Source organism: Jeotgalicoccus marinus DSM 19772 (assembly GCF_000425825.1).
GTDB classification, from domain to species: domain Bacteria; phylum Bacillota; class Bacilli; order Staphylococcales; family Salinicoccaceae; genus Jeotgalicoccus; species Jeotgalicoccus marinus.
Map to the genome: position 1 here is coordinate 1 of NZ_KE384460.1, position 24,553 is coordinate 24,553.

Sequence of the window (24,553 nt, forward strand, 5' to 3'; positions counted from 1 at the left end):
CTGAAACATGCGGTAAGGTGATTCGGGATGTACGCGTGCCATTTTTGACAATACTATAATCGGCATTGATACATCCACACGCTGGACAATGTGTCGGATTATATGTGAGTTTGGCAGTGATAAATAGGGACTTAATACCCTTATAGAAAACTTCTTCAACAGTGGACTTTGTATAATCGAGATTAGGCTCTTTAATTTGAAGTAAAGATGATATAAAATGAGTCATAGGCGTAAATGTTCCTTTCTATTGAGTTGTGGTGACTTTAGTATAAGAACATTTGCGCTATTTTTGTATCATTTTATAGAAAAATACGGTTGATGATTTTTAGTCATCAACCGTATTTATTATAGAGCCAAAAAAACTCTATTCTTGAATACTTTCATAACAAAACGGTTATTTGACATATAGGAGGGTGAACATTGTGAGTAATATTACACCAAAATCCAGTGGGACTTCTGTACCGCTCTCTTCTTTATTAATTATGAGTACGATTAATGTGCTCACTTTTAAAAAGATTAATAAAGTAGATGAATATGTGGATAAACAAATGAAACAATGGAAGAAGGATCAAGAAAAGAATCGACATCGTGTCTAAGCAAATAAAAGACATTCGTTGACAGTTCATACATTCTTAACTTTCGTAGAATTAACTTTATGGTAAAATGAATAAAATGAATGCGAGAGGACTTTCAGTATGTCTTTAAGGAAAATAATTATTGGTGTTGTTTTTATCGTGTTCTTCTTAGTTGTGGGGGTCAGTATTGGTGCTGTCATCAATGTCTCTGATGAGGAACTAAGAGAACAGAGTTTAAAAACACTACAAGATTCTGAAGGTAGAGATAATCACCATGCTGTTGGTTTAAATGCTCTAAATATGGAATCTGAAGTAGTAATAAATAGTGATCAGTCACTTGAGTCACTGGTAGCAGATAATAAGGTGACTGTTGTTAATTTCTTTGCATCATGGTGTGATCCATGTAAACGTGAGACCCCAGAGTTAAATGAATATGCCAGTCAAACAGCTGACTCAGATGTTCAAGTTGTCGGTGTAAATATCGATGATAGTACTGCCAATCGTGATGAATTCCTTGATCAGTTTGAGGTATCATATCCTGTTTATGAATTAACGAACGAAGCAGCAGTAACGGATGAATTCAAAATCAGCTTAATGCCAACAACATTCTTCTTAGATTCAGAAGGTGAAGTAATTAGAGCCTACATAGGTGAGATTAGTCCCGACCTAATCACAGACTATGTTAACTATGTAAAGGAGCGTTAAATAATGGGAGTACACCAATACTTTAAAAGTCTGAGTGACTTAGAAAAACTCATACGCTGTCCTGGTAAGTTTAAATACCAAGAGCATAACGTTGCGGCTCACTCATTCAAAGTGACAAAAATTGCACAGTATTTAGGTACAGTAGAAGAATATCACGGGAGTACCATAGATTGGCGTGCGCTGTATGAAAAAGCACTCAACCATGACTATCCGGAGATTTTCACTGGTGATATAAAAACGCCTGTAAAATATGCGTCTCTAGAACTAAATTCATTATTTTTAGAAGTTGAAGAAACGATGACAACTAAATTTATAGAAACAGAATTTCCCCCAGAATATCAAGTGATATATAAGGAACGTTTAAAAGAAGGAAAAGATAGCACACTTGAAGGTCAAATACTCTCGGTGGCGGATAAAATCGATCTTTTATATGAGTCTTTCGGAGAAATCCAAAAGAGAAATCCCGAGCCTTTATTCTTTGAGATATACGAGGAATCGTTAGCAACCATTAAGCGCTTTGATCATTTGGTGTCGGTTCAAGATTTCTTAGATAACATTCTAACAGAAATGCTCAAAGAAAGATTTATTCCAAAAGATGAACTTTTTGAAATCACCAATGCGATTTTAAATAGGGAGTAAGAATTATGGACCTTTATTGGTACATGATGGCCATGGTGGTACCCGCAGTCACTGTGGTTGTTTTTACAAGACTCACAAGAAATAAGTATGTCGCTGTTTTACTAACATTCGTATTGTTCGGTGCTTCTATTTACAGAGGGTTTTACCCGAGTGATTGGGTAATTTACATTGATTCAGCTTCGATTTTTGTTGGTTACATTATAGTAGAGATTTTTACGTTAGATCAATTTAATAATGATGAAGAAGAGTGAAAAAAGACCGAACAAATGTTTGTCATTTTTACTCTTTTTTTGTTAGACTAGTATAGATAAATATGTGGAGGCGAAACAATGGCTAAGTTTGAGTTAGTTTCTAAATTTGAGCCGGCTGGAGATCAGCCTCAGGCAATAGATGAGCTTGTAGAACAAATAAACTCTGGCCAAAGACACCAGACTTTATTAGGTGCTACTGGAACAGGTAAGACGTATACAATGAGCCAAGTGATTCAAAAGGTTGGTAAGCCAACCCTGATCATCGCACATAACAAAACGCTGGCTGGGCAACTGTACAGTGAATTTAAAGAGTTCTTCCCAAACAACAGAGTTGAGTATTTTGTATCCTACTATGATTATTTCCAACCAGAAGCCTATGTCCCAAGTACGGATACTTTTATAGAAAAAGATGCATCGATTAATGATGAAATTGATAAGTTAAGGCACTCTGCAACTAGTGCCTTATTTGAAGGTGATGACGTTATCATTATTTCATCCGTATCTTGTATTTATGGTTTAGGTAATCCAGATGAATATAGAGACTTAGTTGTCAGTATTAGAACCGGTATGGAACTCGATCGTAATCAATTTTTAAGAAAACTCGTCGATATTCAATATGCGAGAAACGATATTGATTTTAAACGCGGAACTTTTAGAGTCCGTGGAGACATAGTTGAAGTATTCCCAGCATCAAGAGATGAAAAATGTATTCGTGTTGAATTCTTCGGAGATGAAATCGACCGAATACGTGAAATTGACTACTTAACTGGTGAGATATTCTCTGAACTTGAGCATTTTGCAATCTTCCCTGCATCCCACTTCGTTACCCGTGAGGAAAAAATGAAAGTTGCAATTGAGAGAATTGAAAAAGAATTAGATGAACAATTAAAAAACCTTAGAGCGGAAGACAAGCTACTTGAAGCCCAAAGACTAGAACAAAGAACAAATTATGACCTTGAGATGATGAGAGAGATGGGCTTTTGTTCTGGAATTGAAAACTATTCTGTTCATACTACACTTAGAGATTTAGGCTCAACACCTTATACATTACTCGACTACTTCAAAGATTTTTTAATTATGATTGATGAATCCCATGTGACAGTACCACAAATTAGGGGTATGTATAACGGGGATAAGGCGAGAAAACAAGTGCTAGTTGATCATGGATTTAGATTACCAAGTGCCTTGGACAATAGACCATTAAAATTTTCTGAGTTTGAAGAGAAGGCCGATCAATTACTTTATGTCTCTGCGACGCCTGGACCTTATGAAATTGAGCATACTAAAAAAATGGTTCAACAGATCATACGACCAACAGGCTTACTTGATCCGACAATTGATGTCAGACCATCAGAACACCAAATCGACGACTTACTCGCTGAAATCCATGACCGTATGGAGAAAAATGAACGTGTCCTAGTCACGACACTCACTAAAAAAATGTCAGAGGATTTAACGACTTATCTAAAAGAAGCCGGCATTAAAGTTCAATACCTTCACTCTGAAATAAAAACATTAGAGCGCATTGAAATTATTAGAGAGCTACGCATGGGTACTTACGATGTTTTAGTTGGTATTAACCTATTAAGAGAAGGTTTAGATATACCAGAAGTTTCACTTGTGACAATATTAGATGCAGATAAAGAAGGTTTCCTAAGATCTGAACGTTCATTGATTCAAACAATCGGACGTGCTGCACGTAATAGTAACGGTCATGTTATTATGTATGCCGATAAGATAACTGATTCTATGCGTTACGCACTAGATGAAACCGAAAGACGCCGTGAGAAACAAATCGCCTTTAACGAGGCACACAATATTACACCAACAACGATTCAAAAAGAAATTAGAGATGTCATCAGTGCTCACGTTGACATTAAAGAAGACAACACTAAAGTGACTAAGAAAACTTCGCCGACTAAGAAAATGACCAAATCAGAGAGACAAAAGCTTCTTGATAAGTTAGATAAGGAAATGAAAGAAGCTGCACGCAATCTAGACTTTGAAACTGCATCAGAATTAAGAGACGCGATATTTGAGATTCAAGCAGAAGGGTGAATGACATGAAAAATCCATTTATAAGCATCAAAGGTGCGAGAGAAAATAATTTAAAAGATGTAAATCTTGAAATACCTAGAGATAAGCTCGTCGTTATGACGGGTTTATCTGGCTCTGGGAAATCATCTTTAGCCTTCGACACGATCTATGCTGAAGGACAAAGAAGATATGTAGAATCTTTAAGTTCATATGCACGACAATTTTTAGGACAAATGTCTAAACCCGATGTTGATACGATTGAAGGATTGTCGCCAGCAATTTCTATCGACCAAAAGACAACGAGCAATAACCCACGCTCTACTGTTGCAACGATTACTGAAATCTATGATTATTTAAGATTGCTTTACGCAAGAGCAGGCACACCATATTGTCCGATTCATAATATCGAAATTTCTTCTCAGACAATTGAAGAGATGACAGATACGATTATGCAGTTAGAAGAACGTACTCGTATTCAAATATTTGCACCATTGGCTAGAGGAAAAAAAGGACAGCACAAACAATTAATAACATCCTTAAGTAAAGAAGGATACGCTAGAGTCGTGGTGGACGGTGAGATGTATGACATTGAATCAGTACCTGAATTAGAAAAAAACAAGAAGCATGATATCGATGTTGTTATTGATCGTCTAGCAGTTAGGGATGGCATTGAAACACGCTTGAGTGACTCGCTACAAGTCGCTTTAGACAAGTCCGGTGGCAATGTGACAATTAACGTTATCGATGGCGAAGACTTGCATTTTTCAGAGCACTTCTCCTGTCCAGAATGTGGCTTTACAATTTCTGAATTAGAACCTAGACTCTTTTCATTTAACGCACCTTATGGTGCTTGCCCAACTTGTGATGGCTTGGGAATGAAAATGTCAGTAGATGAAGCGCTCGTTGTGCCTGACCCAAATTTAACGTTAGAAGAAGGGGCAATTGTCACTTGGCAACCGATATCATCGACTTACTATATGCAATTGCTTAGTCAGGCAGCAGCACATTTCAAAATCGATATGAAAGTACCGTTTAAAGACTTAAGTAAAAAAGATAAAGAAATAATTTTCAAAGGCTCAGATGAGCTAGTTAAGTTTTCATTCAAGCAAGATAATGGTGTGGAAAGAACGAGAGAAATGCCTTTTGAAGGTGTCTTAAGTAATATAGAACGTCGTTACAATGAGAGCCCATCTGAATATACGAGAAATGTCATGAGTCAATACATGAGAGAAATTCAATGTAAAACATGTGATGGTTATAGACTGAATGAAGAAGCACTCGCTGTTAAGGTGGATGGTCAGCATATCGGTCAAACATCTGAACAGTCTGTCATAGACTCCTTAGAATTCTTTAAAGATATATCCCTATCAGCTCAAAATGAAGAAATTGCTCAACCGATACTTAAAGAGATCAACAGTCGCTTATCTTTCTTAAGAAATGTTGGTTTAGATTACTTAACATTGAGCCGTAAGAGCGGTACTTTATCTGGTGGAGAAGCACAGAGAATAAGACTGGCAACACAAATTGGTTCACAGTTGAGCGGGGTCTTATATATCTTAGATGAGCCATCTATTGGCCTACATCAAAGAGACAATGACCGCTTAATCAGTACATTAAAAGAGATGACTGAACTCGGAAATACGCTTATTGTTGTTGAACATGATGAAGACACGATGCTCGCAAGTGACCATCTGATTGATATTGGGCCTGGTGCTGGTGAACACGGTGGAACGGTTGTAGCAGAAGGTACACCTAAGGAAGTGATGGACAACGATGCATCACTCACTGGTCAATACTTAAGTGGAAGAAGATCAATTCCACTGCCAGAACACTATAGAAAACCAGATAAAAAACGCGTCTTTAAAATTAAGGGTGCCAAAGAGAATAATTTGAAAAACATCAATGTGAATATTCCTTTAGGTGTGCTTAATGTTGTGACTGGTGTTTCTGGCTCAGGTAAAAGTACATTGATCAACGAAATTCTTTATAAGAGTCTACATCAAAAACTTTATAATACTAAGGAATTACCAGGAGAACATACAAGTGTAGACGGCATTGAACATATTGATAAAATTATCGACATCGATCAATCCCCAATTGGACGTACACCAAGAAGTAACCCTGCAACTTATACAGGCGTCTTCGATGACATCAGAGATGTTTTTGCACAAACGAACGAAGCAAAAGTAAGAGGCTATTCTAAAGGACGCTTTAGTTTCAACGTCAAAGGAGGACGCTGTGAAGCGTGTAAAGGTGATGGTATCTTACGTATTGAGATGCACTTTTTACCAGATGTTTTTGTACCTTGTGAAGTGTGTCATGGTAAAAGATATAATAGAGAAACTTTAGAAGTGAAATACAAAGATAAGAGTATAGCGGATGTCTTAAAAATGACTGTTGAAGAAGCATATTATTTCTTTGAAAACCTCCCTAAAATTAAGAGAAAGATTAAAACCTTGTTAGATGTTGGCCTTGGATATGTGAGACTTGGACAACCTGCAACAACATTATCTGGTGGTGAAGCTCAAAGGGTGAAACTTGCGAGCGAGTTACATCGTCGTTCAAACGGTAAGACGCTTTATATAATGGATGAACCGACGACAGGACTCCACTCTGAAGATATTAAGAACCTACTTGAAGTGATCCAACGTCTCGTTGAGCAAGGTGATACAGTCATCATCATTGAGCATAACCTCGATGTTATAAAAGTTGCTGACCACATCACTGATCTTGGCCCTGAAGGTGGCGAGGGTGGCGGAAACATCGTCGTAAGTGGTACAGTAGAGGATGTAATGAAGGAAGATAAGAGTTATACAGGTCAATACTTGAAGAAATGGTTGAACAGAAATCATTAGGAGGGATATAAGTGGAAAGTAAGGAACGTATCTTAAAAATGCTAGAAGAAGGAAAAATTTCTTCATCGGAAGCAATAGAACTCATGTCTGCTTTAAATGATAAGAAGGAGAAATCCAAGCAACAACAAGAGACTTCAGAAGAACAGTCAGACTCAGATAAAGGCGTATTTAACGATTATATTAATCAATTTGTCGACGAGTTTAACAAGTATGTAAATAAAGACAAAGTGACAGACACCTACTCAAATGTAAAAAATAAATTTGGCAACCAAAGACAAACAAAACAAGTATTTGATGGCCTTGAAAAAGCATTTGATTCAGTGGGTTCATCATTCGATACACTGTTTTCAAAAGGGCCTAAAAATCGTCTTATCGAAACGATTGATGAAGAATTTTCTAGTATATCACTCGATATTGCTAATGGTAATATTGAGTTAAAACCAGCTGAAAATACGAATGTCGTTAAATTTGAAGTGACACCATTCTATAGAAAATTAGATACGAAGAAAAACTACTTCCAGGATATCATCTGTGATGTTAGAAATGGTGAGCTGGTCATCGTTTCAGATGTTAAATCAGCACGTGTAAACGTCGTAGTTGAAGTGACACAAGATGTTTTAAAACGTATTATTCTTGCCGCATCAAATGGTAGTGTATCGATCCAAGATAAGGAATTCCAGGACGCAACAATTGATATACTAAATGGTGATATTGATCTTTCTAACGTAGAAGCTAAGAGTGCATTTTTAAGAACTTCAAGAGGAAATGTGAAGGTCCGAGAAGGTGATTATCAAAACATCGAGGTCATTTCAATGCTCGGCACAATTATGACAGACAATCTAAATGCTAAAGCGATTGAAATTTCTTCAAATGGTTCTGTTAATTTAGCACTTAAGAACAGTACAGAAGAAGCGACAATTAATTCAAATATGGGTAGCATTAATATTAGTGTGCCACAAGGTAAACCATTAGAAGGGCGTTTATCTACTGTACTTGGTCAAATCAATTACCCACCAGAAGTCGATGCTCGATTCATGAAACATCAAGATATCGGCTTTAAAGAACTCATGCTTGTCAACGATAGTGACGAGGAAGGATTATTCTTAGAAGTGGGAACTAAAGTAGGTAGCGTGACCTTACATCGCAGTTAAGAACTATTAAAGGTAATGGGTTGGCTTTTGCCAGCCCATTTTTTGTTATAATATTATTAAATCTATTTGCCCATAAAGAATATTAGTTAGAGGCGGTGTTTTATGCTAACAGTGAACGATTTAGTGGAACATTTTAATTTGAAAATTTGGGGAGGTAACGGTGGCTTAGAAAACGAGATTCCAAGCTTTGATTTGTCTCGCCCTGGTCTCGAGGTCGCTGGTTACTTTTCTCACTATTCATCAGAGCGAGTACAGATATTAGGTATGACAGAAATATCATTTTTTGAACGTGTGCTTTCAGATGATGAACGCGAAGATCGTGCGAAACGATTATGTCGTAAAGAAACACCATGCATCATAGTGACGAGAAGTTTACAGCCGCCTCTAGAATTAATAGAAGCATGTAACATAACGAACACTGCTTTATTAACGACAGAAGATAATACGACAAATTTCACTAGTCGTATTACAACATATTTAGAAAAAGAACTCGCACCAGAAACAAATATGCATGGTGTTTTAGTTGATGTGTATGGAATTGGAGTGCTCATTACAGGTGACTCAGGTATTGGTAAGAGTGAGACAGCTTTGGAGTTAATTAAAAATGGGCATCGACTCGTTGCAGATGATAATGTTGAAATCAAGGAAGTAACAAAGAATGTACTGATGGGATCTGCGCCAGAATTGATCCAGCATCTGTTAGAAATTCGTGGGTTGGGAATTATCAATATAATGACACTCTTTGGTGCAGGATGTATACTAACTGAAAAACGAGTCATGCTAAACGTTCATTTAGAAAACTGGGAAGACAAGAATACTTATGACCGACTTGGTTTGGAGGATAAGAAGATTAAAATCTTAAATTCTGAAGTGACCAGAAAAGTCATCCCAATTCGTCCGGGGCGTAGTCTTGCTGGTATAATTGAAGTGGCTGCAATGAATCACAGATTGAACCAGATGGGACATAATGCAGCAGTTGAATTTAATGAAAGATTGAATCAAAAGATAAAAGATAATGGAGGCAACACGAAATGATTTTAAATGCTGCCATAGATCCGGTTGCGATTTCACTAGGCCCTTTGTCCATCCACTGGTACGGAATTATCATACTCACAGGAATGATTCTAGGGTACTTTTTAGCAAAAAGAGAGACAATCAAAAGAGGCCTACCTGATGATTTATTTATGGACTTAATGATGTACATCATTATCTTCTCTCTAATTGGTGCGAGATTATATTATGTCTTATTTAACCTTGATTATTATCTCTATAATCCTATTGATATTATAAAAGTTTATGAGGGTGGCATGGCGATACATGGCGGACTCATCGGTGGATTTTTAGCGGGCTTAATTTATACTAAGAAAAAAGGGTACAGTTTCTTTCAAATTGCAGATATCGCCGCTCCGAGTATTTTGTTAGGCCAAGCTATTGGTCGTTGGGGGAACTTTATTAACCAAGAAGCACACGGTGGACCTGTATCTAGAGATTTCTTAGAGAATTTAATGATTCCAGAATTTATAATTAACCATATGAATATAGACGGTACATACTATCATCCGACATTCTTATATGAGTCAGTCTGGAGTATTATTGGTGTAGTTATACTATTGTTAATTCGTCAAAAATTAAAACTAGGTGATACAATTCTTGTTTATCTGGTATACTATTCAATCGGCCGATTCTTTATAGAAGGCATGCGTACAGATAGTTTAATGATTTTTGATTTACTAAGAACGGCACAAGTAATTTCAATTGTAATTATTGTGGTCGCTATTGGTGCGATGATTTATCGACACCGTCAGTATAACTTGCCACAGTACAATGAAGTATATGGCAATTATTTAAGTAAAGGCGATAAACCGACACATTCAAATAAATCAACAGTAGTGAATAAGAAGAAAAAAAGGAAGAAGTAGTATGAGACAATTAAAGCGATATCGTGGTTTTACAATTAATCCATTATGGCATTTATATCGTACGGTTCGCTTTGGTAAAGTCGTAAAAAACTTTATTGTCATTGAAATCGGGCGTTTTTTGCCATCTACTCAGCTCAAACACGCATTCTATAAAAAGGGATTAAATATAAAATTAGGTGAGCACGTATCCTTTGCCTATAAGGCAATGCCAGACCTCATGTTCCCAGAATTAATTACCATTGGTAAAAATTCAATTATAGGCTATAATGCTACAATATTAACCCATGAATATTTAGTAGATGAATATCGAATTGGTAAGGTCATCATTGGTGAAAATACGATGATTGGTGCAAATGTTACGATTTTACCAGGGGTTAAAATTGGTAGTGGAGTGAAGATAGGTGCAGGTGCAGTCGTGTCAAAAGATGTACCGGATAATGCACTCGTCTATGGCAATCCGATGATTATAAGGGAGAGGTAAAAAATGAATAAAGACAACATCATCTCTCTCAATCAAAACGGAGAGAGTTACTACAGGCAAGGTATTAAGAAAAGGCAGCAAAATAACAAAAAAGAAGCCTTGCAATTATTAAAAAAAGCCTACGATAAAAACCCGGATAACCCTGACTATCTCTCAGAGTATGCCTATGTTATGGCAGAAAATGGACTCGGAAATGAAGCGGAACATTTACTAATCGATGCATTTGTAAAAGATGATTATGATGCCTCATATTTTCAAGCTTTGAGTGAGCTCAACATTATTCGTCAAGATGCAAATAAGGCATTCTTATATGGAGTATCTTATGCTGCGTATTCAGAAGATAATAGTTATCGTCAGCAACTAGAAGAGATGTTTGAAGTTGAAATTGATAATGAAGCGGAGTTAGAGAAGGAAGCAGAACGAATTATCGGCCAGCAAATTTTCCAACACTTATTTATGAATGCCAAGGTCGATGAGGCCCTAGATTATTTAACAACACTACCAAGCGACATTCAAACGGAAAATGAATTTAGAAACTTAAAGGCCATGGCTTACCTATTCTTAAATAAGTTTGATGAAGCAAGGGCTTTACTTGAACAATTATTAGAAGATGATCAGACTGACATGCATGCGTTGAGTCATATGACGCTACTTCACTATCATACCAATGAGATAGAAAAGTACGAGTCATATTTAAAAAAACTCGAAGTCGTAGAACCATTAGATGATGATGCGAGATTTAAAGTCGGTCTTGTGCTAAATTTCCTACAGAAATATGAACATGCTTACCGCTTGTTATTCCCGCTCTATAAAAAGCAGAGGGTTATGAACTTCCAGCTCTTACATGCCCTGAGTTTTTCATCATTTCATCTAGGCAAGACAGAAGAATCTAAATCATACTGGACAAAAATGCAAAACTTCCATCAGTTAGACGAGAAATTTAGTCCATGGAAAAAATCAGAAGCGGCTAACCAAATTCTCAGTCTTGAGGAAAAGTATTTAAATGATGATGATCAACATAAAAGACTGCTTGCCTTATATTTAATTTCTAAAATTGAACCGAAAGAAGCGATAATCGGTTTATCAATCTGGAATCGTATAGAAGAACTTGATGATTATGAAAAATTATACGTTTCGTTTTTGTTTCAGGGACTAAAACTTGTGAGATTGGGTCGTATGCACATTGGTTTAGAATTACTATACGATAAAGGTTTTACTGAAGAGGATACTTTGTTAATGTGGATTGATATCTTCCATGACTTATATGAGGTGCATAAGGAATTTGACGATGTTGAAAGTTATGTTGCCGCGGTCCTATATACTTATCGTTCACAGAAAAAGTTAACCAAAAAGTATTTGGTAGAAACCTTTAATACGACAAACTATCGTTTAAACAAGGCAATTGAACACCTCAAGCAAATTTAATGAATAAATGACCTTAAGTGACTATAATAGTATATAGCAATTTTTTAAAGGAGATAAACTATGGACGAAAAGACGATCTATGATGTTGTAATCATCGGTGCTGGTCCTGCAGGAATGACAGCAGCCGTTTACGCATCTCGTGCAGAATTAAAAACAGTGCTTTTAGAACGTGGCGTACCAGGTGGACAGATGGCAAATACTGAGGAAGTAGAAAACTTCCCAGGATTTACTATGATTACTGGACCCGAATTATCATCAAAAATGTTTGAACATGCTCAGCAATTTGGTGCAGAGTACAAATTTGGAGATATTAAAAGTGTTGAATTAGATGGAGACATTAAGATCCTAAAAACTTCATCTGAAGATATTTATACAAAATCAGTCGTTATTGCAACTGGTGCAGAATATAAAACAATTGGTGTACCAGGCGAAGACTTACTACGCGGACGCGGGGTAAGTTATTGTGCAGTATGTGACGGTGCATTCTTTAAAGAGCGTGAACTCGTTGTGATTGGTGGGGGAGACTCTGCAGTAGAAGAAGGTGTTTTCCTAACCAAATACGCAAGTAAAGTTACAGTTGTTCACCGTCGTGACGAATTACGTGCGCAAAAAATCTTGCAGGATAGAGCCTTTAAAAATGAAAAGATGAACTTCATTTGGGATACTGAACTGCAATCAATTAATGGTGAAGGTAAAGTCCAATCTGTCACACTTAAAAATAAAAATACTGGTGAAGTATATGAACACAAGGCCGATGGTGTGTTTATCTACATTGGTATGTTGCCTCTTACAGAACCATTCAAAGACCTTGGAATTCTAAATGACAATGGTTACATTGAAACCAATGAAGAGATGGAAACGAAAATTCCTGGAATTTTTGCAGCAGGAGATGTTAGAGAGAAATCACTTAGACAAATCGTTACTGCCACTGGCGATGGTAGTTTAGCAGCTCAAAATGCTCAGCACTACTTAGAAAAGTTAGAAGACGAAGAATAAGTTAAAATTTCCCCCATATGGGGGATTTTTCATAGTAAAATGAGTATAAAACAAAGGCTAAGATTAAATCTCTTTTAAGGGTGTGTCGAATGAAAAGTTTAATCATAATGACAGGTATGAGTGGTTCTGGGAAATCAGTAGCATTAGAAGCAATTGAAGATATGGGATATTTTTGTATTGATAATCTACCACCTATTTTGATACCCAAGGTTGTAGAACTGATGGATTCAGTTGATGGTAAAATGTCGAAAGTGGCAATAGGGGTAGACTTAAGAGGAAAAGAATTTTTTGATGATTTAATACAACAACTCAATCTCGTTTCGAACAGTAAAGAATTGATGCTTAGAATTATCTTCTTAGATACAGATGATGAGCGACTAGTTAGCCGTTATAAAGAAACACGTCGTGCTCACCCGTTAAACGAGGGTGTCGCGCTCTTAGATGCCATTAAGAAAGAGCGTCAAATCTTGGATGATTTAAAAAGTCGTGCGACAGTAATAGTAGATACGACTTTACTGTCACCAAAGGAACTCAAGGATAAGATGTTTAGTATGTACAGTGGAGGACGTGAAGAGTTCTTTACAGTCAACGTCGTAAGCTTCGGTTTTAAGCATGGTGTGCCGATTGATGCAGATTTGATGTTTGACGTAAGATTTTTACCGAATCCATACTACATTGAAGACTTGCGTCCACTAACTGGCTTAAATGCTTTGGTTTATGATTATGTGATGAAATGGCAGGACACAGATACTTTCTATGAAAAACTTTCTGATTTAATCTACTATCTAATCCCTCAGTACGTTAAAGAAGGTAAGTCACAATTGACGATTGCAATTGGCTGTACAGGTGGCCAACATCGCTCAGTTGCCTTAGCTAAACGTCTAGGGGAAGATTTAACTCATGATTTTAGTTTTCAAATTAATACTAGCCACCGTGATGCAAATATTGAAGGTTCCACTCATGGCGAAAGCTAAAATAAAAATCGCGATAATCGGTGGTGGAACTGGACTATCTGTACTCTCACGTGGATTGAAAAAATATCCTGTAGAAATTTCTGCAATTGTATCTGTTGCAGATGACGGTGGCTCAACAGGAATTATCCGTGATCAGATAGATATGCCAGCTCCAGGAGATATTCGAAACGTAATGTCCGCCTTAAGTGAAGTAGAACCCATGCTAGAGGGTCTGTTTACTTATCGTTTTAAAAAGGATGAAATATCAGGTCACTCTCTAGGAAACCTTATGTTAGCAGCAATGTATGACTTAAGTGGAGACTTTGCGACAGCAGTAAGCGAACTATCCAAAATTTTAAACGTTAAAGGTACAGTCATTCCATCTACTAATGTTAGTCCAAAATTAGCAGCAAGAATGGTAGATGACTCATTGATTATCGGGGAAAGCTATATTCCAAAGATTAATAAAGAGATTCAAGAAATTTATCTTATTCCAACGAATATTGATGCAACACCTGCTGCAGTCGAAGCCATTATGGAAGCTGATATAGTCGTTTTAGGGCCAGGCTCACTATATACAAGCATTATTCCTAATCTCTTACCTAATGGTATTAAAGAGGCACTTACGGATTCAACAGGCATCAAAGTATATGTCGCAAATTTATTAGAGCAGCCAGGGGAGACAATGGGCATGTCAGCCTATGACCATCTTTATGCTATTGAAAAACATATTAAGAGAAAGGTCATTGATTATGTCATTTTAAATGAAAGAGATGTCTATAGTCAGATGGCTTCAACGTACAAAGAAAGAGGCGTTCATATTATTGAAAGTGAACGCAATAAAATCGAAGCAAACGGTGTAAAAGTCATTACACATGACGAGTTGATCATTGTTGATGATGAAGGCGTTGTCCGCCATAACAATGAAAAGCTAGCAGAGATTATCTACGATATCGTTATCGATGAATCAAGAACACTAGAGTACTAGGTAGAATTTGAAAGGAAAGTGGTTGCATGTCATTTGCTTCCGAAATGAAAAACGAATTAACACGAATTGAAGTTGATGAATGCTGTATGAAAAGTGAACTTTCTGCCTTGATCAAGATGAACGGTGCAGTCAGTTACTTTGACAATGAGTGGGTAATCAATGTCCAAACAGAAAATGCGGCAATAGCGAGACGAATTTTTTCACTAATAAAAAATGTCTACAAAATAGAAATTGACTTACTTGTGCGTAAAAAAATGAAGTTAAAAAAGAATAATGTTTATATATGTAGAATTAAAAAAGAAGCGATGGCAGTATTAAAAGATCTAGAGATTTTTGAAGGTGGTCTATTAACAAACCGTGTGACTGATGAAATTCTAGCCAATGATTGCTGCAGAAGAAGCTACTTAAGAGGGGCCTTCTTAGCAGGTGGTTCAGTAAATAATCCGGAAACCTCAGCCTACCATTTAGAAATTGCAACCCTCTATGAGGATCATGCAGCTGAACTGACAGACTTAATGAATGGCTATGGTTTGAATGCGAAATTTATCGATAGAAAACGTGGCTATTTAGTCTACTTAAAAGAAGCAGAAAAGATTTCTGACTACCTCAGTTTAATAGGTGGTTACCAAGCGCTACTTAAATTTGAAGATATTCGTATTGTCAGAGATATGAGAAATTCAGTCAATCGTCTAGTAAACTGTGAAACAGCAAATTTAAATAAGACGATAAATGCTTCAATGAGACAAGTGGAAAACATTAAATTTATAGAGGAGGAAATTGGCATAGATGAATTGCCAGAACGCCTAAGAGAAGTCGCTAGAATTCGAGTGGATAATCAAGACATGACCTTAAAAGAAATCGGTGAGTCGGTATCGACTGGACCGATTTCAAAATCAGGTGTGAACCATCGGCTTAGAAAGTTAGACGACATTGCTGAAAAAATCCGCAATGGTGAAGAAAAAATATTTTAATTAAAACCCCTGTACGATGTAACCTTATCGAACAGGGGAATTTTTATTTACTATAAATTTCTTCTAAAGCTTGGTCTAGAGTGGGGTACAAGTATTTAAACTCATTGTTTAACAAGCGTCTTGGGTGGACTTTTTGACCTTCAGTAATTAACATTGAGCGCTCACCGAGCAAACTGTTTAACAAGAAGTTCGGTGTTTTAAAGAAATTTGGTGTGCCGAGTACGGCGCTGAGTACTTTAGAGAATTCCTTTTGTCTCACAGCGACGGGTGCTGTAATATTTACAGGTCCATCTATATCTTGGTTGAGTCCAACAAAATATAAGGCGTTAATGACATCGTCAATGTGAATCCAAGAGTACCACTGACGACTAGAAGCAATATTTCCACCTAAGTTTGCCTTATATAATTTTTCGAGAATAGGTAAGGCACCTTCCTCACGAGATAAGATTAAGCCGAAACGTGTATACACAGTTCGGATACCTAAAGATTCAATTTGTCTCGCAGCACCTTCCCACTTATTTACCACTGTAGATAAGAAGTCATTCGGTGACAAGACGTCGTACTCATCATACTCAACAAGTTTACTTGTCGGATAGTAACCGATTGCACTTGCATTAACAAAGGCGAGCGGTTTAATTTTAGAATCAAAAAGCCATTGATAGAGCATATTGGTCATGTTTAAACGGCTCGATAATATTAAATCTTTATAATAATCTGTCCATTTATTATTTAACGAGGCGCCTGAGAAGTTATAGACTAAATCGATTTCTTCTGGTAATTCTTTAGTCCAAGATAGATCATTATAGTTATCTTCATCGTACTTTATATAATGCACGTAGGGATGTTCACTTGATTTAGACTGCCGACTTAAAATATAGACGTGATGGCGATCTTTCTTTAAAACATTAGTAAGATGACTGCCGATAAAACCAGTTCCACCGGAAATAAGTATATTCACTAGACAACCTCCTGAGTTTATTCTAATTTCATAATAATAAAAAAAAGCGTTTAAGTCACGTGACCTAAACGCTTTTCGTTCATAATATATTATTTTTCTGGTTCCATTACGTGGTCGATTAGACCATATTCTTTAGCTTCTTCAGCTGTCATGAAGTTATCACGGTCAGTATCTTTCTCGATTTTCTCTAGTGGTTGACCTGTACGTTCAGCTAAGATTTTATTGAGTTTTTCACGTGTTTGTAAGATATGTTTAGCTGCGATCTCAATTTCAGTCGCCTGACCTTGAGCACCACCTAGTGGTTGGTGAATCATTATCTCAGCATTTGGTAAAGCATAGCGTTTACCTTTGGCACCAGCTGTTAAAAGGAATGATCCCATTGAAGCAGCAAGGCCTAAGCTAATTGTTTGAACATCAGGCTTGATGTGTTGAATCGTATCATAGATTGCCATACCAGCTGTGACACTACCACCTGGTGAGTTAATATATAGATAGATATCTTTTTCAGAGTCTTGAGCTTGTAAGAATAGAAGCTGACTGACTACAGAGTTTGCAACGTTATCATCAATTGCACTACCAATCATGATGATTCTATCCTTCAACAGTCTTGAGTAAATATCGTATGCACGTTCACCGCGGTTAGTTTGTTCAATTACTGTAGGTATTAAATTCATATTTTTTGCCTCCTAAATTATTAATCTAGCATAATCTCTTATTTATTTATAACACATTAGTCAAACAAGGTCAAAGATAATAACCTTTAAATCAATATGACATTTATCTTATTACTATCGTCCCAAGAGAGTCAATATTTAAGGCTTTAATAGTCCTATCATTCTTGATATAATGAGTTTTGTTATTTTTATATTTTACCCCCGTGGTGTAATGGATAACACGTAAGATTCCGGTTCTTGAGATGGGAGTTCAATTCTTCTCGGGGGTGCTAAAAAGAGGTGAGTGATTTGTCAGTCGAAGCACTTGAAACAGTCGATAAACCTGACGTTAGTTTAGATGATAAGTTTGTTCGTAAAGTCTTCTATGTTTGTTTAAATAGTGGCAAGATCTTATTAGAGAGCGGCGCTGAGACCTACCGCATTGAAGATACGATGCTACGTATGGCTAACAACTATGGTATCGGTAATGTCCAAGTGTTCGTGACAACAACAGTAATCATACTATCAATGAATGATTACGCACTTTCTCAAACGATTCGTATCGAAGAGCGTGCAAACAACTTAGAAAAAGTCGTTAATATTAATGATTTGTCTAGACAAATTACTAAAGGATTACCCATTGATGAGGCGATTGAGACGATTGAAACGATTCATGAAACTAAGATGTTTCCACTATGGCTAGTGATTATCGCAGGTGGTATTGTATCAGCAATGTTTTTACTTCTTTTTAATGGCACTATTGTGGACATTCCTATTGCAGCATTTGGTGGCATGTTAGGAGTCTTAATTACAGAAAGTATTCAGCGTTATACCAAAATTAAGTTTTTCAATGAATTCTTTGCTTCGTTCTTTATTGCTTTATTTTCTGTTCTTTATGTAAACTATGGTCCAGGTGTCAATGTCGAAACAATTATTATCGCTGCAGTCATGCCCTTAGTGCCTGGTGTCTTAATCACAAATGCGATTCGAGAAATGATTCGTGGCCACATGCTAGCCGGCACTATGAAGGGTGCTGAGGCTTCCTTAACTGCGATTGCTATCGGTGCAGGTGTAGGTCTCATATTCATGTTGATGTAGGAGGGAGAATCATGACTTATTTTTTCCAATTGATTTTAAGTTTCTTTGCATCAGCGGGTTTTGGCGTCCTGTTTAACGCACCGAGAAGAACAATTGTTGCAGGTGGTATTAGTGGTGCTTTAGGTTGGATTGTTTACTATATTGCAACAGAAATCGGTGCAGAAGCGCCAATCGCGTCCTTCTTAGGGGCTATTGTATTGACTGCGGTTTCTATATTAAGCAGTCGCAAACTTAGGGCGCCAGTCATCATCTTTATAACTTGTGGTATCATTCCTTTGGTACCTGGTGGTACAGCGTATAATGCCATGCGTAGTGTGGTCATGACCCAATACGATATAGCGCTAGCTTACGGCTTCCAAGTGGCCTTAGTATCCATGGCGATTGCTATGGGTATTATCTCCACTGAAATGATTGATTCATTGATGCAGACGCTTAAACGTGAAGTAAAAAATTTGTGGAAGAAAGAGGCTTGACCATGCTTAATCTTACTTATTACATGCGTGACGATTGTGCGTTATGTAATGAAGGTAAACTCCAAATCAGACTGGCTTTATCTGAACTAAGAAATGATCTTGTTCAATTAACTGAAGTCAACATCGACGAAGATGATGAACTACAAGAGGAATACATGGTACGCATTCCTGTCTTATCGAATGGTGATGAAGTCATTCAAGAAGGCGTACTTGATTTTGTGAAAATTTATGATTATATACGTGAACATAAATAAATATTTGATACTAACGGAGATCCTTATAAAGGGTGTCCGTTTTTTTATGGATGTGTTTACATCAATGTAAAATTACTTTTGTAGTTTAAATCACTAAGTGAGATATGTATAATAAAATTGAATATATACTTGGAGGCGTATTCATGAAAAAGACTCTTGACGATGTAGAATTAAAAGGTAAAAACGTTTTAATTAGAGCAGATTTTAATGTGCCCTTAAAAGATGGTGAGATTACAGATGACAACCGCATCAAGGCTGCGATTAAAACTATCTCTTATGTTCTAGCAAAAGGTGGTAAGGTCATTCTACTATCCCACCTCGGACGTGTGAAATCTCAAGAAGATAAAGAAACTTACACACTCGCACCTGTTGCGAAGCGCTTAAGTGAGCTGATGGACAAGGAAGTATTATTCAGCGATAAGACGCGTGGTGAGGACTTAGAAGAAGCTGTGAACAGTTTACCTGACGGTGAAATTTTACTTATTCAAAATACAAGATATGAAGATTTAGACGGTTCCAAAGAAAGTAAAAACGATCCAGAGCTTGGTAAGTACTGGGCATTACTTGGAGATGTATTTGTAAATGATGCATTTGGTACTGCACACCGCTCACATGCATCAAATGTAGGCATTAGTGAACATTTACCAACCGTTTCTGGCTTCTTGATGAAAAAAGAAATTGAGTTTATAGGTAATGCTGTCGACGAGCCAAAGACACCTTTCGTAGCAATTTTAGGTGGTGCGAAAGTATCTGATAAAATTAGCGTCATTGAGAATCTTCTATCTAAAGCAGATAAGGTGTTAATCGGTGGAGGAATGGCGAATACTTTTCTTAAAGCTGCAGGTCATTCAATCGGTACCTCATTAATAGAAGAAGATAATATCAAGATTGCAGAAGACTTACTTGAGCAAGCAGAAGGTCGATTAATTCTTCCGGTGGATGTTGTTGTTGCGAAGGAATTTTCTAATGACACTGAATTTAAAACGGTAGATGTTGATAATATTCCTGATGACATGATGGCACTAGACATAGGAGAAAAAACAATCAAACTGTATGAAGATGCTTTAAACGGAGCGAAGACAGTTGTGTGGAATGGCCCAATGGGTGTCTTTGAAATGTCTAATTTTGCCAAAGGCACAAGTGGAGTATGCCAAGCGATTGCAGACTTAGATGAAGCCATTACAATCATCGGTGGTGGCGACTCTGCAAGTGCTGCACAACAACTCGGCTTTGAGGATAAATTCAGCCATATCTCCACAGGTGGCGGAGCATCACTTGAATATTTAGAAGGTAAGGAACTACCAGGCTTAAAAGCTATAGACAATGTTGAGGAGGACTAGCTTATGCGTACGCCATTAATTGCTGGTAATTGGAAGATGAATATGAACGTCCGTGAAACAGAAGCTTTTATGGATGAATTAACTAAAGAAACGCTACCTAAAAGTGTAGAAGCGGCGCTGTGTGCGCCCTTTATCGATTTGACGGTTTTAGTAAATAAAACACAGGATACAGACATTAAAGTCGGTGCACAGAATGTCTATTTCGAAGAAAACGGTGCCTACACGGGTGAAATTTCAGCAAGCATGTTAAGTAATCTAGGATTGACTTACGTGATTACTGGTCACTCAGAACGTCGACAATTATTCTTTGAAACAGATGAAGATGTGAATAAGAAGAATCATGCTGTCTTAGAGGCAGGAATGTTCCCGATTACTTGTGTTGGTGAAACACAAGAAGAACGAAATGAGGGTCAAGCGGAAGACAAGGTGAGGCAACAAGTGTCTAAGGGACTTGAAGGTATTAGTCGTGACCAAGTTGCTCAGGTTGTCATCGCCTACGAACCAATATGGGCAATTGGTACGGGTCAAAGTGCGTCAAGTGATGATGCGAATCAAATGTGCGAAGTGATTAGAAACACTATAGAGAACCTATATGATTCAAAAACTGCAGAAAAAGTGAGAATACTTTACGGTGGCTCTGTTAAACCAGCAACAATTGAAGACTTGTTGCGTCAAACGCATGTAGACGGTGCATTAGTGGGCGGTGCATCTTTAAAAGTAAATGATTTTGTTGCCTTATTGAATGGATCAAGTCATGACTAAACTTGCCGCATTAATTATACTTGATGGTTTTGCTGAACGTACTGAATCATATGGAAACGCAGTAAAACAAGCACACATGCCAAACTTTGACCGCTATAAAAATCAATACCCCCACTCGCTTTTAAAGGCGAGTGGCTTAGATGTGGGTTTACCTGATGGACAGATGGGTAACTCTGAGGTCGGACATTTAAACATTGGTGCAGGGCGTATCGTCTATCAGAGTTTAACCCGTATCAACAAAGCGATTGAAACAGGAGAATTCAATCAAAACAAGGTCCTTTTAGATGCACTTAATCACGCTAAAAATGAGGGTAGTAAGCTGCACATCATGGGCTTATTAAGTGACGGCGGTGTTCACTCACACTATAGCCACATGTTTGAAATACTTAGAATGGCTAAGGCACATAATTTAGAAGATGTCGTAGTTCATGGATTTTTAGATGGTCGTGACGTTGCTAAAAGTTCGGCACTGACCTATATTTCAGAAACTGAAAAGGTTATGGCTGAAGTTGGCGTCGGTGAGTTTGCAAGCATTAGTGGCCGTTATTATGCCATGGATAGAGATAAGCGCTGGGACCGGATGAAACTTGTTTATGACACACTTGTTCACGGCGATGCTCCGCATTTTGATACAGCAGAAGCGGGTGTTAGGGCGTCGTATGAAGCTGAGATTTTTGATGAATTTGTCCAACCATTTACGGTAGGTCATGGCGCCAAAATTGACGACAATGATGCTGTGATCTTCATCAACTTTAGACCAGATAGAGCTGTTCAACTTAGTGAAGCTTTGACGAATCCTAGTTTTAATCATATAGACAGTCTAAAAGATATTGAAAACTTAAATGTTTCAACCTTTACTGAATATAGTCCAGCAGTAGTGAGCAATGTCGTTTTTGAAAAAGATGATCTAGTAAACACGATTGGTGAAGTCATTCAAAATAATGGGTTAAAGCAATTGAGAATTGCAGAAACCGAAAAATATCCGCATGTGACCTACTTTATGAATGGGGGACGTCAGGCTGTCTTTGAAGGCGAATCTCGTATTCTTGTTGATTCACCAAAGGTTGCAACTTATGATTTACAGCCTGAAATGAGTGCCTATGAAGTCACGGATCAACTCATTCAAGCCTTAGACACAGAAGACTTAAATCTAGTGATTTTAAACTTTGCAAACCCTGATATGGTCGGACATAGTGGCATGTTGCAGCCAACAATCGATGCCTTAGAAGCAGTCGATAAGTGTCTCGGTCAAGTCGTCGACAAAATTTTAGAACTCGGCGGACGTGCAATCATTACAGCTGATCATGGTAACTCAGACGAAGTGTTAACAATGTCAGGTGAGCCGATGACTGCACACACTACGAACCCAGTGCCTGTTATTGTTACAGACACAAAGCAAAATCTACGTGAGGATGGACGTCTAGCTGATCTTGCACCAACCTTATTAGATTTGTTAGACCTCGAACAACCGAAAGATATGACTGGTGAGAGCCTTTTATCGTAAAATAAGTTATAATAAACTCGAACTAAAAACACAAAGGAGTAGGATGACATGCCATTAATTACAGATGTTTATGCACGTGAAGTTTTAGACTCTAGAGGAAACCCAACAATCGAAGTTGAAGTACTGACTGAGAGTGGCGCCTTTGGCCGAGCACTAGTGCCTTCAGGTGCGTCTACTGGAGAATACGAAGCTGTTGAACTTCGTGATGGTGATTCATCACGCTTCTTAGGTAAAGGTGTAGAAGAAGCAGTTGAGAATGTTAATGGAATTATCGCGCCAGAACTCATTGATGGTGACTTCTCTGTTTTAGAACAAGTCTCTATCGATAAAATGCTCATCCAGCTTGATGGTACTAAAAATAAAGCTAAACTTGGTGCCAATGCGATTTTAGGTGTCTCAATTGCCGTTAGTAAAGCTGCAGCAGATCTATTAGGTCAGCCGCTCTATAAATACTTAGGTGGTTTCAATGCAGTACAACTGCCTGTACCGATGATGAATATTATCAACGGTGGGGAACATGCGGATAACAATATTGATATCCAAGAGTTTATGATTATGCCAGTTGGAGCGTCTTCGTTTAAAGAAGGCCTCCGCATGGGGACAGAAGTGTTCCATCACTTAGCGAAAGTTTTATCTAGTAAAGGATATAGCACAACTGTAGGTGACGAAGGTGGTTTCGCACCTAACCTTAAATCAAATGAAGAAGCATTCGAAGTGATCGGAGAAGCAGTTAAAGCTGCAGGCTACGAATTAGGTGTTGATATTGTTTTAGCAATGGATGCCGCTTCAAGTGAATTCTTCAATAAAGAAACGGGTGCCTATGAACTCAAAGGTGAAGGGAAAACATATTCTTCAGAAGAGCTCGTAGAATGGTACAGTGCCATGGTCGACAAATATCCAATCATCTCAATCGAAGATGGCTTAGATGAAAACGACTGGGCAGGCACTAAGTTATTGACTGATAAGATTGGTGATACAGTTCAATTAGTTGGTGATGACCTATTTGTTACAAACACTGAAAAACTTGTAGAAGGAATCGAGCAAGGTGTTGCAAACTCAATCTTAGTTAAAGTCAACCAAATTGGTACTTTGACAGAGACATTTGAAGCAATAGAAACTGCCCAACGCGCAGGCTACACTGCAGTCATCTCACACCGCTCAGGCGAGACAGAAGACACAACGATTGCAGATATCGCTGTTGCTACAAATGCGGGTCAAATTAAGACAGGTGCACCATCCCGTACTGACCGCGTTGCGAAATACAACCAACTATTACGTATCGAAGATGAACTCTTTGAAACAGCAACCTACAAAGGCCTAGACTCTTTCTATAACTTAAATATCTAAGTCTATGAAATTTATGACCTCCCCTCGCTTTTGTCGAGGGGAGGTTTTTGTGATGTGGGGTTATGAGAAGTCTAGTGGGTGGTGATAAGTCTGTTAAAAACGCAGTACTTATCACCAAAAACAGTAGAACCGGTGATAAGTCTGATAGAAACGCGGCGCTTATCACCAAAAGCAGTGGAACCAGTGATAAGTCATGAAAAATCACGGCACTTATCACC

The 24,553-nt window shown here is 37.6% G+C and carries 24 protein-coding genes, 1 tRNA gene and 1 pseudogene; 23 read left to right on the forward strand and 3 right to left on the reverse strand.

From position 1 onward, the window contains the following. A pseudogene (locus H624_RS12795) lies at window positions 1-226 on the reverse strand (ISL3 family transposase); the annotation flags it as partial. 196 nt (window positions 227-422) lie between these two features. Here H624_RS12795 and H624_RS12645 point away from each other — a divergent pair. The 15 genes from H624_RS12645 (at window position 423) to whiA (ending at window position 15,946) form a co-directional block, all read left to right on the forward strand. Next, window positions 423-596, forward strand: a complete 174-nt coding sequence (locus tag H624_RS12645; RefSeq protein ID WP_156889181.1) for a hypothetical protein — start codon at window positions 423-425, stop codon at window positions 594-596. Between the two features lie 99 nt (window positions 597-695). Beyond that, window positions 696-1,280 (forward strand): TlpA disulfide reductase family protein, encoded by a 585-nt coding sequence (locus H624_RS0109125; RefSeq protein ID WP_035857099.1) that lies wholly within the window; start codon window positions 696-698, stop codon window positions 1,278-1,280. 3 nt (window positions 1,281-1,283) lie between these two features. Further along, window positions 1,284-1,919 carry a YfbR-like 5'-deoxynucleotidase gene (locus H624_RS0109130; RefSeq protein WP_026867303.1) on the forward strand — a complete coding sequence of 212 codons (636 nt, stop codon included), beginning with the start codon at window positions 1,284-1,286 and terminating at the stop codon, window positions 1,917-1,919. 5 nt (window positions 1,920-1,924) lie between these two features. Then, entirely contained in the window at window positions 1,925-2,170 is a 246-nt protein-coding gene (locus H624_RS0109135) for a DUF2198 family protein (protein ID WP_026867304.1), read from the forward strand. Between the two features lie 78 nt (window positions 2,171-2,248). Then, window positions 2,249-4,228 (forward strand): excinuclease ABC subunit UvrB, encoded by a 1,980-nt coding sequence (gene uvrB, locus H624_RS0109140; protein ID WP_026867305.1) that lies wholly within the window; start codon window positions 2,249-2,251, stop codon window positions 4,226-4,228. Window positions 4,229-4,233: 5 nt separating this feature from the next. Continuing rightward, window positions 4,234-7,062 carry an excinuclease ABC subunit UvrA gene (gene uvrA, locus H624_RS0109145; RefSeq protein ID WP_026867306.1) on the forward strand — a complete coding sequence of 943 codons (2,829 nt, stop codon included), beginning with the start codon at window positions 4,234-4,236 and terminating at the stop codon, window positions 7,060-7,062. Between the two features lie 11 nt (window positions 7,063-7,073). After that, window positions 7,074-8,213 carry a DUF4097 family beta strand repeat-containing protein gene (locus H624_RS0109150; RefSeq protein ID WP_026867307.1) on the forward strand — a complete coding sequence of 380 codons (1,140 nt, stop codon included), beginning with the start codon at window positions 7,074-7,076 and terminating at the stop codon, window positions 8,211-8,213. A gap of 102 nt (window positions 8,214-8,315) precedes the next feature. After that, window positions 8,316-9,248 carry an HPr(Ser) kinase/phosphatase gene (hprK, locus tag H624_RS0109155; protein WP_026867308.1) on the forward strand — a complete coding sequence of 311 codons (933 nt, stop codon included), beginning with the start codon at window positions 8,316-8,318 and terminating at the stop codon, window positions 9,246-9,248. Further along, window positions 9,245-10,132 (forward strand): prolipoprotein diacylglyceryl transferase, encoded by an 888-nt coding sequence (gene lgt / locus H624_RS0109160; protein ID WP_026867309.1) that lies wholly within the window; start codon window positions 9,245-9,247, stop codon window positions 10,130-10,132. Before hprK ends, lgt begins: the two co-directional genes overlap by 4 nt. Before the next feature lies 1 nt (window position 10,133). Further along, window positions 10,134-10,613, forward strand: a complete 480-nt coding sequence (locus H624_RS0109165) for an acyltransferase (protein ID WP_026867310.1) — start codon at window positions 10,134-10,136, stop codon at window positions 10,611-10,613. A gap of 3 nt (window positions 10,614-10,616) precedes the next feature. Then, window positions 10,617-12,038 carry a tetratricopeptide repeat protein gene (locus H624_RS0109170; protein WP_026867311.1) on the forward strand — a complete coding sequence of 474 codons (1,422 nt, stop codon included), beginning with the start codon at window positions 10,617-10,619 and terminating at the stop codon, window positions 12,036-12,038. A 60-nt stretch (window positions 12,039-12,098) separates the two neighbouring features. After that, window positions 12,099-13,034, forward strand: a complete 936-nt coding sequence (trxB, locus tag H624_RS0109175; protein ID WP_026867312.1) for a thioredoxin-disulfide reductase — start codon at window positions 12,099-12,101, stop codon at window positions 13,032-13,034. 89 nt (window positions 13,035-13,123) lie between these two features. Next, window positions 13,124-14,008, forward strand: coding sequence for an RNase adapter RapZ (gene rapZ / locus H624_RS0109180; RefSeq protein ID WP_026867313.1), 885 nt, complete (start codon window positions 13,124-13,126; stop codon window positions 14,006-14,008). Continuing rightward, window positions 13,995-14,975, forward strand: coding sequence for a gluconeogenesis factor YvcK family protein (locus H624_RS0109185; RefSeq protein WP_035857104.1), 981 nt, complete (start codon window positions 13,995-13,997; stop codon window positions 14,973-14,975). Before rapZ ends, H624_RS0109185 begins: the two co-directional genes overlap by 14 nt. 26 nt (window positions 14,976-15,001) lie before the next feature. Continuing rightward, entirely contained in the window at window positions 15,002-15,946 is a 945-nt protein-coding gene (whiA, locus tag H624_RS0109190) for a DNA-binding protein WhiA (protein WP_026867315.1), read from the forward strand. Between the two features lie 43 nt (window positions 15,947-15,989). On the opposite strand, the gene H624_RS0109195 is transcribed toward whiA, so the two are convergent. Continuing rightward, complete coding sequence (locus H624_RS0109195; protein WP_026867316.1) at window positions 15,990-16,904, reverse strand: TIGR01777 family oxidoreductase; 915 nt, start codon at window positions 16,902-16,904, stop codon at window positions 15,990-15,992. 89 nt (window positions 16,905-16,993) lie between these two features. Next, entirely contained in the window at window positions 16,994-17,578 is a 585-nt protein-coding gene (gene clpP / locus H624_RS0109200) for an ATP-dependent Clp endopeptidase proteolytic subunit ClpP (protein WP_026867317.1), read from the reverse strand. A 197-nt stretch (window positions 17,579-17,775) separates the two neighbouring features. Between clpP and H624_RS0109205 the strand changes: the two genes are divergently transcribed. The 8 genes from H624_RS0109205 to eno all read left to right on the forward strand — a co-directional run bounded on the left by H624_RS0109205 (window position 17,776) and on the right by eno (window position 24,335). Then, window positions 17,776-17,847 (forward strand) — tRNA-Arg (locus H624_RS0109205). Between the two features lie 19 nt (window positions 17,848-17,866). Beyond that, window positions 17,867-18,655, forward strand: a complete 789-nt coding sequence (locus tag H624_RS12010; RefSeq protein WP_051220557.1) for a threonine/serine exporter family protein — start codon at window positions 17,867-17,869, stop codon at window positions 18,653-18,655. A gap of 11 nt (window positions 18,656-18,666) precedes the next feature. After that, window positions 18,667-19,128, forward strand: a complete 462-nt coding sequence (locus H624_RS0109215) for a threonine/serine exporter family protein (protein WP_026867318.1) — start codon at window positions 18,667-18,669, stop codon at window positions 19,126-19,128. 2 nt (window positions 19,129-19,130) lie between these two features. After that, a complete protein-coding gene (locus H624_RS0109220; protein ID WP_026867319.1) occupies window positions 19,131-19,382 on the forward strand; it encodes a glutaredoxin family protein in 252 nt (83 codons plus the stop codon). Between the two features lie 143 nt (window positions 19,383-19,525). Further along, window positions 19,526-20,722, forward strand: a complete 1,197-nt coding sequence (locus H624_RS0109225; RefSeq protein WP_035857116.1) for a phosphoglycerate kinase — start codon at window positions 19,526-19,528, stop codon at window positions 20,720-20,722. A gap of 3 nt (window positions 20,723-20,725) precedes the next feature. Further along, window positions 20,726-21,484 carry a triose-phosphate isomerase gene (tpiA, locus tag H624_RS0109230; protein WP_026867321.1) on the forward strand — a complete coding sequence of 253 codons (759 nt, stop codon included), beginning with the start codon at window positions 20,726-20,728 and terminating at the stop codon, window positions 21,482-21,484. Beyond that, complete coding sequence (gene gpmI / locus H624_RS0109235; RefSeq protein ID WP_026867322.1) at window positions 21,477-22,988, forward strand: 2,3-bisphosphoglycerate-independent phosphoglycerate mutase; 1,512 nt, start codon at window positions 21,477-21,479, stop codon at window positions 22,986-22,988. The genes tpiA and gpmI overlap by 8 nt, the downstream gene beginning before the upstream one ends. A gap of 48 nt (window positions 22,989-23,036) precedes the next feature. Beyond that, entirely contained in the window at window positions 23,037-24,335 is a 1,299-nt protein-coding gene (eno, locus tag H624_RS0109240) for a phosphopyruvate hydratase (RefSeq protein ID WP_026867323.1), read from the forward strand. The last annotated feature ends 218 nt before the right edge of the window (window positions 24,336-24,553 follow it).